The 17779-nt window shown below is 58.3% G+C and carries 16 protein-coding genes; 7 read left to right on the forward strand and 9 right to left on the reverse strand.

Annotated elements, in window-relative coordinates; all coding sequences use genetic code 11:
• Positions 1-84 precede the first annotated feature (84 nt).
• From AD668_RS02775 to AD668_RS02800, 6 genes are all read right to left on the reverse strand, one after another.
• Positions 85-357, reverse strand: coding sequence for a hypothetical protein (locus tag AD668_RS02775; RefSeq protein WP_053154905.1), 273 nt, complete (start codon positions 355-357; stop codon positions 85-87).
• 200 nt (positions 358-557) lie between these two features.
• Positions 558-3368 carry an FAD-binding and (Fe-S)-binding domain-containing protein gene (locus AD668_RS02780; RefSeq protein WP_053154323.1) on the reverse strand — a complete coding sequence of 937 codons (2811 nt, stop codon included), beginning with the start codon at positions 3366-3368 and terminating at the stop codon, positions 558-560.
• Entirely contained in the window at positions 3365-4036 is a 672-nt protein-coding gene (locus AD668_RS02785; RefSeq protein WP_053154326.1) for a lactate utilization protein, read from the reverse strand. Before AD668_RS02785 ends, AD668_RS02780 begins: the two co-directional genes overlap by 4 nt.
• Entirely contained in the window at positions 4036-5490 is a 1455-nt protein-coding gene (locus tag AD668_RS02790) for a LutB/LldF family L-lactate oxidation iron-sulfur protein (RefSeq protein WP_053154329.1), read from the reverse strand. The genes AD668_RS02785 and AD668_RS02790 overlap by 1 nt, the downstream gene beginning before the upstream one ends.
• Positions 5487-6311 (reverse strand): (Fe-S)-binding protein, encoded by an 825-nt coding sequence (locus AD668_RS02795; protein ID WP_053154332.1) that lies wholly within the window; start codon positions 6309-6311, stop codon positions 5487-5489. The genes AD668_RS02790 and AD668_RS02795 overlap by 4 nt, the downstream gene beginning before the upstream one ends.
• A 150-nt stretch (positions 6312-6461) precedes the next feature.
• Entirely contained in the window at positions 6462-8156 is a 1695-nt protein-coding gene (locus AD668_RS02800) for a lactate permease LctP family transporter (RefSeq protein WP_053154335.1), read from the reverse strand.
• A gap of 263 nt (positions 8157-8419) precedes the next feature.
• On the opposite strand from AD668_RS02800, the gene AD668_RS02805 reads away from it, so the two are divergent.
• Entirely contained in the window at positions 8420-9187 is a 768-nt protein-coding gene (locus tag AD668_RS02805) for a GntR family transcriptional regulator (RefSeq protein ID WP_053154340.1), read from the forward strand.
• Between the two features lie 115 nt (positions 9188-9302).
• Here the strand turns inward: AD668_RS02805 and smpB are convergent, their stop codons facing one another.
• Positions 9303-9785, reverse strand: a complete 483-nt coding sequence (gene smpB, locus AD668_RS02810) for an SsrA-binding protein SmpB (RefSeq protein ID WP_007973144.1) — start codon at positions 9783-9785, stop codon at positions 9303-9305.
• 118 nt (positions 9786-9903) lie between these two features.
• Here smpB and AD668_RS02815 point away from each other — a divergent pair, with 118 nt between their 5' ends.
• Genes AD668_RS02815 through AD668_RS02825 form a run of 3 tightly spaced genes read left to right on the forward strand, consistent with a single transcriptional unit; the run spans position 9904 to position 12056 of the window.
• A complete protein-coding gene (locus AD668_RS02815) occupies positions 9904-11307 on the forward strand; it encodes a sodium-dependent transporter (protein ID WP_053154342.1) in 1404 nt (467 codons plus the stop codon).
• A gap of 7 nt (positions 11308-11314) precedes the next feature.
• Entirely contained in the window at positions 11315-11749 is a 435-nt protein-coding gene (locus AD668_RS02820; RefSeq protein ID WP_053154345.1) for a type II toxin-antitoxin system RatA family toxin, read from the forward strand.
• On the forward strand, positions 11742-12056 hold the full coding sequence (locus AD668_RS02825) for an RnfH family protein (protein WP_053154348.1): 315 nt from the start codon (positions 11742-11744) through the stop codon (positions 12054-12056). Before AD668_RS02820 ends, AD668_RS02825 begins: the two co-directional genes overlap by 8 nt.
• Positions 12057-12116: 60 nt before the next feature.
• On the opposite strand, the gene AD668_RS02830 is transcribed toward AD668_RS02825, so the two are convergent.
• A complete protein-coding gene (locus AD668_RS02830; RefSeq protein WP_053154352.1) occupies positions 12117-12644 on the reverse strand; it encodes an outer membrane protein assembly factor BamE in 528 nt (175 codons plus the stop codon).
• Between the two features lie 97 nt (positions 12645-12741).
• Between AD668_RS02830 and fur the strand changes: the two genes are divergently transcribed.
• Positions 12742-13146 carry a ferric iron uptake transcriptional regulator gene (gene fur / locus AD668_RS02835; RefSeq protein WP_003197684.1) on the forward strand — a complete coding sequence of 135 codons (405 nt, stop codon included), beginning with the start codon at positions 12742-12744 and terminating at the stop codon, positions 13144-13146.
• Positions 13147-13245: 99 nt separating this feature from the next.
• On the opposite strand, the gene recN is transcribed toward fur, so the two are convergent.
• Positions 13246-14919 (reverse strand): DNA repair protein RecN, encoded by a 1674-nt coding sequence (gene recN, locus AD668_RS02840; protein ID WP_053154357.1) that lies wholly within the window; start codon positions 14917-14919, stop codon positions 13246-13248.
• Positions 14920-15159: 240 nt separating this feature from the next.
• Here recN and grpE point away from each other — a divergent pair, with 240 nt between their 5' ends.
• The gene (gene grpE / locus AD668_RS02845; RefSeq protein WP_053154361.1) at positions 15160-15726 is read left to right on the forward strand and encodes a nucleotide exchange factor GrpE; all 567 of its coding nucleotides are present in this window, start codon (positions 15160-15162) and stop codon (positions 15724-15726) included.
• Between the two features lie 102 nt (positions 15727-15828).
• On the forward strand, positions 15829-17745 hold the full coding sequence (gene dnaK / locus AD668_RS02850; RefSeq protein WP_053154364.1) for a molecular chaperone DnaK: 1917 nt from the start codon (positions 15829-15831) through the stop codon (positions 17743-17745).
• Positions 17746-17779: the final 34 nt, after the last annotated feature.

The following is a 17779-nucleotide window of genomic DNA, read 5'->3' on the forward strand; positions in this document are numbered from 1 at the left end:
TGTGAATCAAAGTGAGCAACAGGCCTGCGCAGTGTACGCCAACGGGACCCAGAAGGCCAACCCGAAGGTTGACCTTGAGCCAGGTTACTTACCGCCTTTTTTCGCGTTCGTGATGTCCTGGATGGTTTGAGTGGTCTCGGCGATGCAATCATCAGTACCTTCTTTGGTGCCCTTTGCCTGGTCGGCTCTGGCTTTCTCAAGGGAAGCGTCTACCTGCTTGGCTACATCCGGAGGAATCTGTGCCTTGCCGTTTTCAATGGTTTTGATGTTGACCGCGCAAAGGTCTTCTGCGGCGAACGAAGGGGAAGCCATGATGGAAGCAGTAACGAACAGACCTAACAGAACAGAACGATTCATGTATTTCTCCTTGAGCTGAAAGACCAGGCGTCGCTGGCCGTCAGGACGGGCTGCCGGGTTTTGGAGGTCCCACGTTTGCAGGACTTGATCAGTGGACTGCGGCGGCACGTCAGGGTTCTGTTTGTCTGCTGTAAAACTGTCGATTCCGGCAAGACGCATTAAGGGAGGTGCCTTAATGCGTCTTCCTTGAGATCCTGCTATCAGGGCACCCTAGCCTGGGTAACGCGGTCCACCAGATAGACTAGTCCGTGGTAGTCAATGCCGCCATGTTGGGTCAGACCGATCTCACAGGTGCGGCTGGTAGAGATCCCCTCGCTGCATTGTTGTACCGCATCCTTGAGCGTGCGCAGCGAGTGGGCGTTCAACTCCGGCGTGGTGAAACCCTTGTCGCCGGCAAAGCCGCAGCAGTGGATGCCTTCGGGAATGACCACGTTTTTACTGCACTTGCGCGCCAGATCGATCAGCGCCTGGCTTTCGCCGAGGTGCTGTGTACTGCACGTCACGTGCACGGCGATCGGGGCGTCCTGCGGTGTGAACGTCAGGCGATCCATCAGGTGAGTACGGATGAAGCGCACCGGGTCGTACAGGTCCAGGCGGGCTTCACCCAGGTCCTGGACCAGGCGTAAGGTGCAGGGGCTGGTGTCGCAGTAGATCGGGTCGAGCCCGCCACGGCTGGCGTGAAGCAGGGCGCCGATCAATTCCTGTCGTTTGTGCTCGGCTTGTTCGGCATAGCCTTTGGAGGCAAATGGCTGGCCGCAGCAAAGGCTGTCCAGGTTGTCCGGGAACACCACTTGGTAACCGGCCTTTTCCAGCAGGCCACGGGTTTTGTCGTGCAGCGACATTTGCTCTGTGTCTCCCGCCGCCGGGCCCATGGCGCGGGATACGCAGGCGGCCAGATAGACCACGCGGGGGCGTGCGTCGGTCACTGGCGGACTGAAGCGAATGGCTTTTTCCGGTTGCGGCATCGCGTTGGTCCACTGCGGGACCTGGCCTTTTGAAAGGCGCGTCAACGTTGCCGACAACTTCGTCAGTCTGGGTGCGCCCAGCAACATCCGCGCACCGTTGGCCACGTGCAGGGTGAAACGTGCACCTTGCAGTGCCGCGGCGAAATTGCCTTCCAGCCAATTGGCGGTTTTCGTATGCGTTGCTTTGCGGCTGCGGAGCTTTTTCACCAGCTCGCCGGTATTGATCCCTACGGGGCAACGTTGTGCGCAGAGGCCGGTCGCGGCGCAGGTGTCGATGCCCTGGTATTCGTAGGCCGCTTCAAGTTCGCGGGTATCGACCCCAGCGCGGTTCTTCGCCTGGATGTCACGCCAGATCACGATGCGCTGGCGTGGGCTCAGGGTCAGGCCCTTCGACGGGCATACCGGTTCGCAGAAACCGCATTCGATGCATTTATCCACAATCTCGTCGGCGGCCGGCAGGGGCTTTAGGTGCTTGAGATGGATCTGCGGGTCTTCACTGAGCACCACATCAGGATTGAGAATACCGTTGGGGTCGAGCAGGCGTTTGAGCTGCCACATCAGTTGGTAGGCGTCGCTGCCCCATTCCAGCTCAACGAAGGGCGCCATGTTTCGCCCGGTGCCGTGTTCGGCCTTCAGCGAACCGCCGAACTCCACTGCCACCAGTTGCGCCACGTCGTCCATGAACGCCTGATAGCGTGCGACTTCTTGCGGGTTGTTGAAGCCTTGGGTAAAGACAAAGTGCAGATTGCCTTCCAAAGCGTGTCCGAAAAGGATCGCTTCGTCGTAGTGATGTTTGTCGAACAACTCGATCAGTCGATTCACACCAATGGCCAGTTGCTCGACTGGAAAGGTTACGTCTTCAATGATCACCGTGGTGCCGGTTTTTCGCACTGCACCAACGGCGGGGAAGGTGTCCTTTCGGATCGCCCAGAGACGGGCGTTTTCCTGCGGATCCTCTGTGAAGTCGACTTGCTTCTCCACGGTGAACGACGCCAGTGATGCCATGATCTGCGCCAGCTGTTCGTGTAGCAATGTGGACGTCGCGGCGCGGGATTCGATCAGCAACGCGCAGGCATTTTCCGATAGATGCTGTACGAAAGCAGGCATGCCGGGTTTGTGCTGCACCGAGCGCAAGCTGCGGCGGTCCAGCAGCTCAACGGCCGACACCGGCTGGCCCTTCAACACAGTGACCGCGTTGCAACAGGATTCCACGTCCGGGAATACGATCAGCGCCGAGGCTTTGTTCGGGTGGTCGATCACGGTGTCGTAGGTCACCGCGCTGATGAAGCCGAGCGTACCTTCGGAACCGACCAGCAGATGGCTCAAGATATCCACAGGCTCGTGGAAATCCACCAAGGCATTGAGCGACAGTCCGGTGGTATTTTTCAGGCGGTATTTGTGGCGAATTTTTGCAGCCAGTTCGGCGTTTGCGCGGGTCTCGCGCCCCAAAGTTGCCAGACGCTCCAGCAACGTGGCATGGCTTTGGCGAAACGCTGCAACACTATCGGCGTCCTCTGTATCGAGACGGCTGCCGTCAGCCAGGACCAAGCGAATTCCGGCCAGGGTGTGATAGGTGTTTTGCGCTGTGCCGCAGCACATGCCGCTGGCATTGTTGGCAACGATTCCGCCGATTTTGCAGGCGTTGATCGATGCCGGATCCGGGCCTATCTTGCGCCCGAAGGGTGCCAGCCACGCATTGGCTTGCGCGCCGATCACGCCCGGTTGCAGACGGATTTGCGTGCCATGGCCGCGGATCTCGCGACCGTTCCAGTTATCCCCCAGCACGATCAGCACCGAGTCGCTGATGGCCTGGCCGGACAGGCTGGTGCCGGCCGCGCGAAAGGTCACCGGAACCTGATCGCGCTGGGCGAGTTTCAGCAGGGCTGCCACTTCATCTTCAGATTCGACGCGAATGACCAGCTTTGGAATCAGCCGGTAGAAACTCGCGTCGGTGCCGAAGGCCAGTGTCGACAACGGATCGTCAAAACGTCGCGCCTGGGGGATCAGCTGCTGCACATCTCGAAGGAAAGCGGCCGGTAGATTCATTGGTCCTCCAGGATCAACACCACCAGGTCTTTGGGGCCGTGGGCACCATAAGCGAGAACCTGCTCGATATCGGCGGTCTTCGACGGGCCGGACACCAGCAACGCGTTGGTCGGCATGCCCTGGGCCCATTCGAATTCTTGCTGCACCTGATAGAAATTGTCGCGGATTTCACTGGCCTTGAGCAGGGCGAAATGCACCGGTGGCACCAGACTCATCAAGCGGGGTTCTTCCCGGGTCGGCCAGAGAATCAGGCTGCCCGTGGCAGCGATGGCACCGAGCGTGCCGGTCAGGCTCGCCGGAGTGTCGCCGAACAACTCGGCTTTCCATTCTTCAACCGGACGGTCGTAGGCTTTTAACATTGGCAGGCCGGGATTATTCGCCCAGTGCTGCGTGATCCGTTGACCGTGGTGCGTTGTCGGTGCGATCAGCAGGCTTGGCAACTGGCGGTCCCGCAGCAATTGCGCGAGCAACGCTGGCCAGCCTTCGCCCGACGTCAGATGGATTTCCGTGTGCACGGCTTCCATCAACTTGCGCAACTGCGGGATACGTTGTTCTGGCGTGTAGGTGTAAGGCTGGGTCACCAGTTCGACATCGAAGTTGTCCGCCACCGGTGTGGTGCCTGTCAGACTTTTGCGCAATTTGGTGAGGATATTTTGCTTGGCGCTCATCAACGGTCTCCCTGTTCGGCCAAATGTTCGCGGGCCATGTCATGCAGCGAGCGGGCAGCGGGTTTCGGTGCACTGTGGTTTTGCGTCCACGGGCCGACATTGCTTGGCGTGAGCGCACGCAGGCGCGTGGCGAAGAATCCGAACAGGCGATAGAGCATCGGCGAGCTGTTGAGTTTCGCCCAGGCATTCCAGATGAAGCGCTCCTTGCGCGAGTACTTGCTGCCTTGGCCTCGCATCACTTGATGGGGGCTGTCCGGGGCTTTGACGTTTTCTTCGCGCAGGCGCCGCAACAGAGCAGGGATCGGGATTTTCACCGGGCAAACTTCACCGCAGGCACCGCACAGCGACGATGCACTTGGATGATCAGGCACTTTCGCCAGGCCGACCATGTGCGGGGTGATGATTTTTCCGATAGGCCCAGGGTAAACCTCCCCATAGGCGTGACCGCCGATTCGGGTGTACACCGGGCAATGATTCATACAGGCGCCGCAACGAATGCAGTTCAGGGTCTGGCGCAGTTCGCTGTCGGCAAAGGCCTGGCTGCGGCCGTTATCGAGCAGTACGAGGTGCACTTCCTGCGGGCCGTCGAGTTCATGCTCCTTGCGTGGGCCGGAGATCATGTTGACGTAGGTGGTGATTGGAATGCCCAGGGCGGAGCGGGTCAGCAATGACAGCAATGGCACCACGTCGCGCAGGTTTTCCACGACTTTTTCGATGCCCGTAACGGCGATGTGCACCGGCGGCACAGTGGTGGTCATGCGGCCGTTGCCTTCGTTTTCAACCAACAGCAGGGTGCCCGTTTCGGCCACGGCGAAGTTGACACCGGAGACGCCGATGTCTGCTTCAAAGAATTTCTGCCGCAGGACTCTGCGGCCGATCTGAATGAGTTGGTCTACGTCCTTGGTGTATTCCACGCCAAGTTTGTCGTGGAACAAGGACGCGACCTGACCGGCGTTCTTGTGGATTGCCGGCATGATTATGTGTGAAGGCTTTTCGTGGTCGAGCTGGACGATGTACTCGCCCATGTCCGATTCCAGGCATTCAATGCCCTGTTCAGCGAGGACATGGTTCATCTCCATTTCTTCGCTGACCATCGATTTACCCTTGATCACTTGCCGCCCCTCGTGAGCGCGGATGATCGAGAGGACGATGCCATTGGCTTCGTCCACCGTTTCCGCCCAGTGCACTGTCACACCGTTGCGGGTCAGGTTCTGTTCCAGTTGTTCGAGCAGCTCGGGCAACTTCGATAACGCACGGGCGCGGACAGCATTGCCCAGTGCGCGTAAGTGTTCTCTTTCATGGGCATCGCTGAAAGCGGCTGCCCGTTTGCTCATCAGTGAATCCATGGCCTTGCGAAAGTTGCCTCGCAATTGCGCATCACCCAGCGCGTTGTGGGCGCGGGTGCGGAAGTCTTCTTCTACGGCGACCGTAGGAATAATCTCGGAAGTGCTCATTGGGCACCTCCGGTTCGCTGCCAGAGGAAACTGGCCAGGTGCTGACCGCGCAACGCTTCATTTTGCTTTTCCAGCGAGCCGTTGATGTTCATCAGGCAGCCACAGTCGGCACTCAGTACCTTGTGCGCGCCCGATTCCTTCAACGACCTTGTCTTGTCAGCCACCATCGCGCCGGAAATGTCTGGCATACGGACGCTGAAAGTCCCACCGAAGCCACAGCATTCACTTTCGTGACTGTGGTCGACGCGTTCCACGTTGCCCAACTGCGACAACAACTCGCGACCGTGCAGGTGGGTGTTCATTTCGCGGCGTGCCGAGCACGACGTGTGCAACGCCACTTTTACCGGTTCGCCTCCGTCCTTGAGCTGCACCTTGCAGACCAACAGGAGGAACTCGGCCAATTCGTAGGTTCTGGCCGCGAGGGACTGAACCTGTTTCAACGTGTCCGGCTCGTCCTTGAACAAGTCGGCGTAATGCTCGCGGAGCATGCCTGCGCAAGAACCTGACGGCACCACCACCGGATAGTCCCCGGCAAACAGCGCCAATTGCGAGCGCGCCACGGTCCTTGCCTGCTCGGTGTAACCCGAGGTGTAAGCCGGTTGGCCGCAGCAGCTTTGCCCTTGCGGGTACTCGACACGAATGCCTTCGCGCTCCAGCAAGTGGATCGCGTCCATCCCGGCTTGCGGGTAGAACAGATCGACCACGCAGGTCCCGAAGAGGTAGACCCGGGACGGTTTTTCGCTGGGGTATTGCCGAGGCTCGGGCAGTGGCGGGGCGACACGGGTCGCATTCGGCACGGCGTTGTAAAAAAGCTCGCTCATCAGGCGGTCTCCGGGTGGTCCCGGTTATTCGTCTGTCGAGGCTGCTGAATATAAAGCCGGAAGCTTTCAGCAGCCTTACAGACCGGGGTGTGAATAGCTGACGCCGGGGTCGTGGCCCGGCGTCGGTTTTTTCTGTGTTTCTTGTAGTCCTTAGTGCACCAGCATGCCGGTGAACCAATAGGCCTGGGCCAGCGTGATCAGGCCGACGATCGTTGCAAAGAATAGGCTGTGCTTGAGGGTGAAGCGGAACAGGTCCGATTCTTTGCCCACAAGGCCGGTCGCGGCGCAGGCGACGGCGATCGACTGTGGCGAAATCATCTTGCCGGTCACGCCGCCGCTGGTGTTGGCCGCTACCAGCAAGGTGTCGTTGACGCCGATCTGGTGTGCAGTGGTCGCTTGCAGGGAGCTGAACAGCGCGTTGGACGAGGTGTCGGAACCGGTGAGGAACACACCCAGCCAGCCAAGGAATGGCGAGAAGAACGGGAACGCCGCCCCCGTGCCTGCCAGTACCAGCGCCATGGTCGAGGACATGCCCGAGTAGTTGGTAACGAAAGCGAAGGCCAGCACCATGCCGATGGAAAGGATCGGCCAACGCAGTTCGTAGAAGGTCTCTTTCAAAGTGGTCAGACCAGTTTTTACATTGATCTTCAGTACCAGCATCGAGATCAGCGCCGAGAAGAAAATCGCCGTGCCGGTCGCGGAAATCGGGTCAAGCTTGAACACAGCGGGAATGGCAGTCGGTGCAGCTACGATCGGCGCCACCTTGATCACCATCTGATCCAGGTGCGGGATGGCGAAGTTGAACACCCAGCTGTACATCGAACCGCCGGCGGCAAACATGGCCTTGAACGGTTTCAGGGTCCAGATGGTGACCAGCACGGTGAGAATCAGGAACGGCGACCAGGCCTTGAAAATTTCCCCGAGGCTGTAAGGCGAAGCCACGGTGGTGCGCTTCTGACCGAAACCGCCGACGCTGGCGGTTACCACAGAGGCGGAGACGGCACCGGCGATGTGCTGGCCGGCGGCGCGCTTCGGTTGCCAGACTTTCAGGAACAGGGTCAGGGATATCAGGCTGGCCAGGGCCGAGGTGATGTCCGGCAGTTCCGGGCCGATGAAGTTCGAGGTGAAGTATTGAGTGACGGCAAAGCTCAAGCCCGCGACCAGAGCCGCCGGCCAGGTTTCACGCACTCCGCGCAGGCCATCCATCATGAACACCAGCCAGAACGGTACGAACAATGACAGCAGCGGAAGTTGGCGGCCAGTCATGGCGCCAATCTTGAACGCGTCGATGCCAGTGACTTGTCCGGCAACAATGATCGGAATGCCCAAGGCGCCGAAGGCTACTGGCGCGGTGTTCGCAATCAGGCACAGACCGGCAGCGTACAGTGGATTGAAGCCCAGCCCGACAAGCAAAGCGGCGGTAATCGCTACCGGTGCGCCGAAGCCGGCCGCACCTTCAAGGAAGGCACCAAAGCAGAAGCCGATCAACAGCACTTGCAGGCGCTGGTCGTCGGTGATCGACAGTACCGAGCTGCGGATGACCTCGAATTGACCGCTCTTGACCGTCAATTTGTAGAGGAACACCGCTGCCACGATGATCCACGCAATCGGCCACAGGCCATAGGCGAAGCCATATCCGGCAGCGGCGAACGCCATGTCGACCGGCATCTGGAAGGCAAAGATCGCCACCAGGATCGACAGGGCCAGCGTGATACTGCCGGCCACGTGACCTTTCAGGCGGAACACCGCCAAAGCCAGAAAGAAAAATACGATGGGGATAACAGCCGCGAGTGCGGACAAGCCAAGGCTGCCGAGCGGGCTATAGAGCTGTTGCCAGGTTTGCATATGGGGTGGCCCCTAATTGTTGTTGGTCAGGCGCTGATCAGCGTTCTTGGATAATTGGTAATACCAATTTACAATCGCTGTTCGCTAGGGTAAAAGCCTAGTAGGCGGTGTGTCAATTTGCCGCCCTAAAACTTTTGTCGAATGCGAGTGACTGCCGGGCCTTTCATCGTGTTCGATCAAATGGTGCCTGGCAGGTGCTGACGCACCGCCGATAGGCCAAAATAGAGCGCCGGCGAGCCGTCGGATCGTGGAGAAGTCGAGTTATGGGGTTTGATCAGATTCGTCAGCGCCGTTTGTCTGACGATATTGTCGAGCGGCTTGAGGGCATGATCCTCGAGGGCACGCTGAAGGCGGGTGAGCGTTTGCCGGCGGAGCGTGCTCTGGCCGAGCAATTCGGGGTGTCGCGCCCTTCGCTGCGTGAAGCCATTCAAAAGCTGACGGCCAAAGGCTTGCTGATCAGTCGCCAGGGCGGCGGTAATTACGTGGTGGAATCGTTGGGCACGACCTTCAGTGATCCGCTGCTGCATCTGCTGGAAAGCAATCCGGAAGCTCAGCGCGATTTGCTGGAGTTTCGCCACACGCTGGAAGCGTCATGCGCCTATTACGCAGCGTTGCGTGCCACGGATGTCGATCGCGAGCGGCTGACTTCAGCGTTCAACGAATTGCAGGACTGCTATTCGCGCCACGATGAGGTGAATCGGGCGGAAGAGGGTGCAGCGGACGCGAAATTCCATCTGGCAATCGCCGAGGCCAGCCACAATGCGGTGCTCCTGCACACGATTCGCGGGCTGTTCGACCTGCTCAAACGCAACGTGGTCACCAACATCGGCGGCATGTACAAGCAGCGCACCGAAACCCGCGACATGCTGATCGCGCAGCATCGGGAGTTGTATCAGGCGATTATCGAAGGGCGGGCGGAGCAGGCGCGGGAAGTTTCCAGTCGGCATATTTTGTATGTGCAGGAGGTGCTGGAAGAAGTGCGTCAGGAAGTGCAGCGCGTGGCCCGGGCGGAGCGGCGCAAGGGGATGTGACCGTTTAACGCAAAAGATCGCAGCCTTCGGCAGCTCCTACATTGGGATGCGTTCCTGTAGGAGCTGCCGAAGGCTGCGATCTTTTTATTCGCGCCACAAATCGCAGGCAGAAGAATCAGTCTTCCTTGCCCTTGTTGCGAACCGCGCGTTGCAGCTCGCGACCGGCATCACGTTCGCGCTCGGTATCGCGCTTGTCGTATTCCTTCTTGCCCTTGCCCAAAGCAATCTCACACTTGACCATGTGCTTGCTCCAGTACCAGGACAGGCATACGCAGGCGTAACCCTTTTGCTGTACAGCAGCGGACAGCTTGTCCAGCTCCCGTCGGTTGAGCAGCAACTTGCGGCTACGCACCGGATCAGCGATGACGTGGGTGCTGGCCGTCGTCAGAGGCGTGATGTGACTGCCGAGCAGCCAGGCTTCGCCATCCTTGAGCAGTACATAACTGTCAACCAGCTGTAGCTTGCTTGCCCGCAGACTTTTTACTTCCCAGCCGGCCAGGACCAGACCAGCCTCGAACTTATGCTCGATGAAGTAATCGTGTCGCGCCTTTTTATTTTGCGCGATGGTCCCTGTTGGGTGTTTCTTCTGTTTAGCCATAGGGGCGGCATTATAGGGAGTTGCACGCCAGTCGGCTACGGTATCGCTACGTGCTTGAGCAGGTTGATTGAATCCCGGACAATGCGGCCTCTTTTTTGAACGCTTGGGCGTGATAACGATGTCGACAGACAAGGTTTCTGTCCACGGCAGTTGGGCTAGCCGCTGGGTCTTCATACTCGCCGCGACCGGTTCGGCCGTGGGGCTGGGTAGTATCTGGAAATTCCCCTACATGGTCGGTGTCTATGGCGGCGGCGCTTTTGTGCTGATGTTCCTGGTCTGCATTGCGTTGATCGGCGTGCCGGTCATGCTGGCAGAAACCCTGATCGGCCGGCGTGCCCGGCAGAGCCCGGCCAACGCCTTGAAGATCCTGGCGACCGAGGCTGGGCATTGCGCGAAGTGGTCGTGGGGGGCTTTTGCCGGGATGATCACGGCGTTGCTGATCCTGTCTTTTTATAGTGTGGTTGGCGGCTGGTCGCTGGACTACATCATCGACATGGGGCGGGGCGACTTTCAGGGTGCGACGCCTGATCAGGTGGGAGCCTATTTCGGTAATGTCATCGCCGATCCGTGGCGCCTGACACTTTGGCATACGATTTTCATGCTGCTTTCGGCCGTGGTGATTGCCAAGGGTGTGGTCGCCGGACTTGAACGAAGTTTGCGCATCATGATGCCGCTATTGTTCGTGATGATTCTTGTCTTGCTGGGCTACAGCATGACTACCGGACACTTCATGGCGGGCGTGCACTTCATGTTCGACTTCCATCCGGAAAAGGTCATGGACGGCTTGCTGCCCGCGATGGGGCACGCCTTCTTCTCCCTGAGCGTGGGTGTTGGCTCGATCATGATCTATGGCGCTTACATGCCGAAGAACTCTTCAATTTCCGGTACTGTCGTCGGTGTGGCGTTACTCGATACCTTTGTTTCTTTGGTCGCTGGCCTGGCATTGTTTCCGATTGTGTTCGCTGCCGGCCTGAATCCGAGTGAAGGGCCGGGCCTGATGTTTGTCAGCCTGCCTTTTGCCTTCGGCAACGTCGCGTTCGGCCAGTTGATGGGCGTGGTGTTCTTCGTACTGGTGGCGGTGGCGGCCTGGAGTTCGGCGATTTCCCTGCTCGAACCCATGGTGGCTTACCTGGTTGAGCGCACGAAAGTCAGTCGTGCCTGGGTGACGTTCTGGCTGGCGTTCAGTTGCTGGTTTGTGGGTTTGGGCACGGTGTTCTCCTTCAATATCTGGAAGGAAGCCAAGTTTTTCGTGAACGAAGGCGGGATGTTTCATCTCTACCAATGGGGAGCGGCCGGTGGTCTGGATTTCTTTGGTGTGATCGATTTCTTCACTTCGCGACTCATGTTGCCACTCGGTGGCCTGTGTTTCGTGGTGTTTGCGGGCTGGATCATGGGGCGTGAAGCGGTGCGCGATGAGCTGTCGATTCGCAACCCTGCACTGTTTGCCCTGTCCTTGTTCTTGATGCGCTATGTGGCGCCCATCGGCATTCTCGTAGTGTTTGCCGCCCAGCTGTGGAAATGACGCTGACATGACGACACATATTTCGCGTTCGGCCTTGCTGCCGTACCCGGCGCAAGCGCTGTATGACCTGGTCAACGACGTGGCGCGCTATCCGGAGTTTCTACCGTGGTGCTCGACTTCAGAGGTTTTGGAAAGCACTCCCGAACACATGCGCGCCAGTGTCGGTGTAGCGAAAGGCGGGCTTAGCCAGCATTTTGTTACCCGCAACACGCTGGTGCCGGGGCAGTCGATAGAAATGAATCTTGAGGAAGGTCCGTTTACCCAGTTGCATGGTGTGTGGGTGTTCAAGCCTTTAGGTGAAAAGGCCTGCAAGATCAGCCTGGATCTATCGTTCGACTACGCGGGGCCGTTGGTTCGCGCCACTTTGGGGCCGTTGTTCAATCAGGCGGCCAATACCCTGGTGGATGCGTTCTGCCAGCGAGCCAAACAGATTCATGGTTGATTCCATGGTCGAGGTCGAGGTGGTGTATGCCGCTGTTGACCGGCAGGCACTTATTACCGTGGAAGTGCCGGCTGGAACGACGCTGCGGGCGGCATTGCTCAAGTCCAGAGTAGGTGACGAGTTTCCAGAGCTGGATCTGACCGATTGCCCTATAGGGATTTTTGGCAAAGTGGTTTCAGACCCGGATAATCGTGTCGTTCAAGCGGGGGATCGCATCGAGATCTATCGGCCGTTATTGGCTGATCCCAAGGAAGTTCGTCGGCTGCGCGCTGCCAAGGCTGCCGAGGCCAAAGCCCGGAATCAGTGATTGGCTGAGTAGCAGGCAATAAAAAACCCGGATAAACCGGGTTTTTTATTGCGTTGCAAATTATTGCGGTGTGGTGTCCAGCGGTTCTGGCGACGGGACTGGAACGGTTTCTACACCGTCGACGTCCTTCTGAATCTGATCCAGCAACGAACCTGGCTTGACCGGTTTTTCCGGCTTCGGCTTCTCGACGTTTTCTGCTGGCGCAGCGACCGTGGTGCCAGTGTCCTTGCCGAGAATGGCCTCGTCGCGGCTCATGCCCGGCATGAAGTCGCCAGAAAGGCTGACAAGCTGATCATTTGGGTTGAAAATAACGCTGATGCGTTCCTGTTGGCGTTCACCGCCACCCGGTTGCAGGCTGTACAGATAATCCCAGCGATCGGCATGGAACGTGTCAGTCAGCAGAGGGTTACCCATGATAAACCGTACTTGCTTGCGGGTCATTCCCGGGCGTAACTGGTCTATCATGTCCTGTGTGACGACATTGCCCTGCTGGATGTCGATTTTGTAAACCCCGGGGAATGAACAACCGGCGAGTGCGAGCAGTCCCACAAGGGTGAAACTGGTTAGCAAGAGCTTGGTGTTTTGCATCGGTGGGCGACTTCCACTATCTTGGCTGGGACAACGTAAACGCCGATCATACCCGCATTAAGAGAAGCTGCGAAGCAGCATCGCGAGAAAGCTGACCATGGTTGAAAATAGCGAACTACGCAAAGCCGGCCTCAAAGTGACCCTGCCACGGGTCAAAATTCTGCAAATGCTCGATTCCGCCGAGCAACGCCACATGAGTGCCGAGGATGTTTACAAGGCCCTTATGGAGGCTGGTGAGGACGTCGGTCTGGCCACGGTTTACCGTGTGCTGACCCAGTTCGAGGCAGCTGGCCTTGTGGTGCGGCATAACTTCGACGGAGGCCATGCGGTCTTCGAACTGGATGACGGCAAGCATCACGACCATATGGTCAACGTCGAAACCAGCGAAGTGATCGAATTCTTCGACGAAGAAATCGAGCGGCTGCAGAAAGCAATCGTCGACAAGTATGGCTTCGAGATGGTTGATCACAATTTGGTGCTGTACGTACGCAAGAAAAAGTAAGCATGTCGCGCGAGCTTGAGGTTCGCGAAACGAACGAAGGCGACCCCAGGGTCGCCTTCGTGCTTTCTGCGGCATGCACGGATTTGCATATGGTCCGCATTATGCTTTTGCGGTAACGACCATCTTTTTCGCGTGAGCCAGGGATTCCTTGGTGAGGTCGATGCCTCCCAGCATCCGCGCGACTTCTTCGATGCGATCGTTCTTGCTCAACTTGGAAACAGCCGTGCGGGTGGCATCCTCGCCGCGAACCTTGTGCACAAACAAATGTTGATGGCCCTGCGCCGCCACTTGCGGCAAGTGGGTTACGGTCAGCACCTGTCCGCGCTCGCCGAGCCGACGCAGCAATTGACCGACGATCTCCGCCGTCGGGCCGCCAATACCGACGTCCACTTCGTCGAACACCAGGGTTGGTACACGGGACGTTTGAGCCGTGATCACCTGAATTGCCAGGCTGATCCGCGACAGTTCGCCGCCGGATGCCACTTTCGCCAAGGCCTTCAGTGGCTGGCCAGGGTTGGCGCTGACCAGTAGTTCTACCTGCTCAAGACCGTTCGGAAGCAGCTCATCGCTGGTGTTGGGGCGAAGCTCGATGGTGAAGCGACCACCTGGCATGCCCAGTCTTTGGATTTCCTGCTCCACGGCACTGGCCAGGCTGCTTGAGGCGTGATGGCGCAGATCGCTCAGTTCCCGAGCCTTCTCCTGATAATGACGGGCATAGGAGGACAGTTCGTCGCTCAGTCGCTCGATGGATTCGTCATTGGCATTCAGGGTTTCGATTTCATCCAGCAGTTTCTGCTGCATTTCGGCGAGTTCGGTCGGCTGGATACGATGCTTGCGGGCCAGGGTATAGATCGCGTCGAGCCGCTCCTCAAGGTACTGAAGGCGCGACGGATCGGCGTCGAAATTGTCCAGGAAGCGGTTCAGTTCCCCAACGGCCTCTTCTACCTGGATTTGCGCGCTGGTCAGCAAGCTACTGGCTTCGCCCAGTGCGCCGATGGAGTTGTTCACGCTCGACAGTCGATTGAGGCTGGCAGTAAGGGCGTTCAGCACATTTCCTGAATCACTTTCGCTGCATTGCTCGACAACTTGGCGGCAGATTCCCAGCAGGGTTTCCGCATTGGTCAGGTTCTTGTGTTCCTGTTCCAGGTTCTCCAGTTCATTGTCGCCTAGGCCAAGGTTTTCCAGCTCTTCGAGCTGATAACTCAAGAGTTGATGGCGGGCGCGCTGTTCGTCACCGGAATTGGAGAGGCGCTCCAGTTCCTGGCGGGTTTGGCGCCAGCGTTGGGCGGCGAGCTGAACCTGTCGTGCAAGGTCCGTAGCGCCGGCGTACTCGTCGAGCAGGCGACGGTGGGTGTCGGTCTTGAGCAGGGATTGGTGTTCGTGCTGGCTGTGGATGTCGATCAGCAGCTCGCCCAGCGCCTTGAGGTCGCCCAGGGGGCAGGGCGTGCCATTGATGTAGCCGCGAGAGCGCCCTTCGGAGGTGATGACCCGGCGCAGGATGCACGGGCCGTCGTTCTCGAGATCGCGCTCGGCCAGCCAGGCGCTGGCTTCCGGAATGTCGGCCAGATCGAACGTGGCCAGGATGTCGGCCTTGTCGGCGCCGGGACGCACCACGCCGCTGTCGGCACGATCACCCAGGGTCAGGCCCAATGCATCGAGCATGATCGACTTGCCCGCGCCGGTTTCCCCGGTAATCACGCTCATTCCGCGATCGAGTTCGAGGTCGAGATGTTCAACGATGGCGTAGTTGTGTACGGACAGGTGCACCAGCATGTGGGCCGCTCCCAGGTGTTAGGTCTGGTTATTTATACAGTGTTTTGTTTCTGGCTGACAATGCCCCTCGTCAGCTCTATTTGATTGATCCGACGAAAGCCTTGGTGCGCCAGGGAATGACAATGCAGTTATTTTTTGTGGGGTTAATGATAGGTACCCCTTGAAGCCGGTTTTTGCGGCCCCATATAGCTGGGCAGAAGCGCGAGTTGAGCTCGCGGACGAAATTGAAAGGAGAAATCTATGGCTGACGAACAGACAGTGGATACGCAAAACCCAGACGCCAACCAGGCGCCCGAGACTTCGGGTGATGACCTGGCGGCTCGTGTACAAGTGCTCGAAGAGCAACTGGCAGGCGCTCAGGATCAGGCTTTGCGTGTAGCCGCCGATCTGCAGAACGTCCGCCGTCGCGCCGAGCAGGATGTTGAGAAGGCTCACAAGTTCGCGCTGGAAAAATTCGCCAGCGACCTGCTGCCGATCGTCGACAGCCTGGAGCGTGGCCTGGAATTGTCCAGCCCGGACGACGAAAGCATCCGTCCAATGCGCGAAGGCATCGAGCTGACCCTGAAAATGTTCCACGACACCCTCAAGCGTTATCAGCTTGAAGCGATCGATCCGCATGGCGAACCGTTCAATGCCGTTCACCATCAGGCAATGGCCATGCAGGAAAGCGCTGACGTCGAGCCGAACAGTGTTCTGAAGGTGTTCCAGAAGGGCTATCAGCTCAATGGTCGCCTGCTACGCCCGGCGATGGTCGTGGTCAGCAAGGCGCCTGCGCCGGTTTCGCCTTCGATTGACGAGCAGGCTTGAAATCCGCCGCAAGGCCCCCATTTATAAGTCAAGCGTTTAAGTGCTACCGCAGTTAGCCACCACTGCTGCGGCAACCAAATCCAAAGTTTCGGGAGAGTGAACATGGGCAAAATTATCGGTATCGACCTGGGGACTACCAACTCCTGCGTCTCCGTGCTGGAAAATGGCAAGGCAAAAGTTATTGAAAACGCTGAAGGCGCGCGTACCACGCCGTCGATCATCGCTTACGCCAACGATGGCGAAATTCTGGTTGGCCAGTCGGCCAAGCGTCAGGCTGTGACCAATCCGCATAACACCCTGTACGCGGTGAAGCGTCTGATCGGTCGTCGTTTCGACGAAGAAGTCGTACAGAAAGACATTCAGATGGTCCCTTACAAGATCGTCAAGGCTGACAACAGCGACGCCTGGGTTGAAGTGAACGGCCAGAAAATGGCTCCGCCACAAATCTCGGCTGAAATCCTGAAGAAAATGAAGAAGACCGCCGAAGACTACCTCGGCGAGACCGTGACTGAAGCGGTGATCACCGTTCCGGCCTACTTCAACGACAGTCAGCGTCAGGCGACCAAAGACGCCGGCCGCATCGCCGGTCTGGACGTAAAACGTATCATCAACGAACCAACCGCAGCCGCTCTGGCTTACGGTATGGACAAGGCCAAGGGCGATCACACCGTGATCGTTTACGACCTGGGCGGTGGTACGTTCGACGTTTCCGTGATCGAGATCGCTGAAGTCGATGGCGAGCACCAGTTCGAAGTACTGGCCACCAACGGTGACACGTTCCTGGGCGGTGAAGACTTTGACATTCGTCTGATCGACTACCTCGTCGACGAATTCAAGAAAGAAAGCGGCATGAACCTCAAAGGTGATCCGCTGGCCATGCAGCGCCTGAAAGAAGCCGCTGAAAAAGCCAAGATCGAGCTGTCTTCCGCTCAGTCGACCGACGTGAATCTGCCGTACATCACTGCAGACGCCACCGGTCCTAAGCACTTGAACGTGAAAATCTCGCGTGCCAAGCTCGAAGCACTGGTTGAAGACCTGGTTCAGCGCACCATCGAACCTTGCCGCATCGCTCTGAAAGATTCCGGTATCGACGTTGGCGCAATCAACGACGTGATCCTGGTAGGCGGTCAGACCCGTATGCCACTGGTTCAGAAGCTGGTAACCGAGTTCTTCGGCAAAGAAGCTCGTAAAGACGTTAACCCGGACGAAGCCGTTGCCATGGGTGCTGCTATCCAGGGCGCCGTACTGGCTGGCGACGTGAAAGACGTTCTGCTGCTGGACGTTAGCCCGCTGACCCTGGGTATCGAAACCATGGGTGGCGTGATGACCGCGCTGATCGAGAAAAACACCACGATTCCTACCAAGAAATCGCAAGTGTTCTCGACTGCCGACGACAACCAGGGCGCCGTGACCATTCACGTGCTGCAAGGTGAGCGTAAGCAAGCGGCGCAGAACAAGTCCCTGGGCAAGTTCGACCTGGCCGAGATTCCACCAGCACCACGTGGCGTGCCACAAATCGAAGTGACCTTCGACATCGACGCCAACGGCATTCTGCACGTAGGCGCCAAAGACAAGGCCACCGGCAAGACCCAGTCGATCGTGATCAAGGCCAACTCCGGTCTGTCCGACGAAGAAATCGAGCGCATGGTGCGTGATGCCGAGGCGAACGCCGAGGAAGACCGCAAGTTCGAAGAACTGGCCGCTGCCCGTAACCAGGGTGATGCACTGGTTCACTCGACGCGCAAAATGGTTGCCGATGCGGGCGATAAAGTGACTGCCGAAGAGAAGACTGCAATCGAAGCGGCTGTAGTTGCCCTGGAAGCCGCCGTCAAAGGCGACGACAAGGCTGCCATCGACGCCAAGGTTGAAGAACTCTCGAAAGTCTCCGCTCCAGTGGCGCAGAAGATGTACGCCGAACAGGCTCAGCCTGCTGAAGGCGCTGCACCGCAGGGCGAATCGGCTGAAAAGGCTGACGACGTTGTCGATGCCGAGTTCGAAGAAGTCAAAGACCACAAGTAAGTTGTTGGTCGGCCGGTTGACTGCCTTTGGGCGG

This window comes from Pseudomonas sp. P1.8 (assembly GCF_001269805.1).
GTDB lineage: Bacteria > Pseudomonadota > Gammaproteobacteria > Pseudomonadales > Pseudomonadaceae > Aquipseudomonas.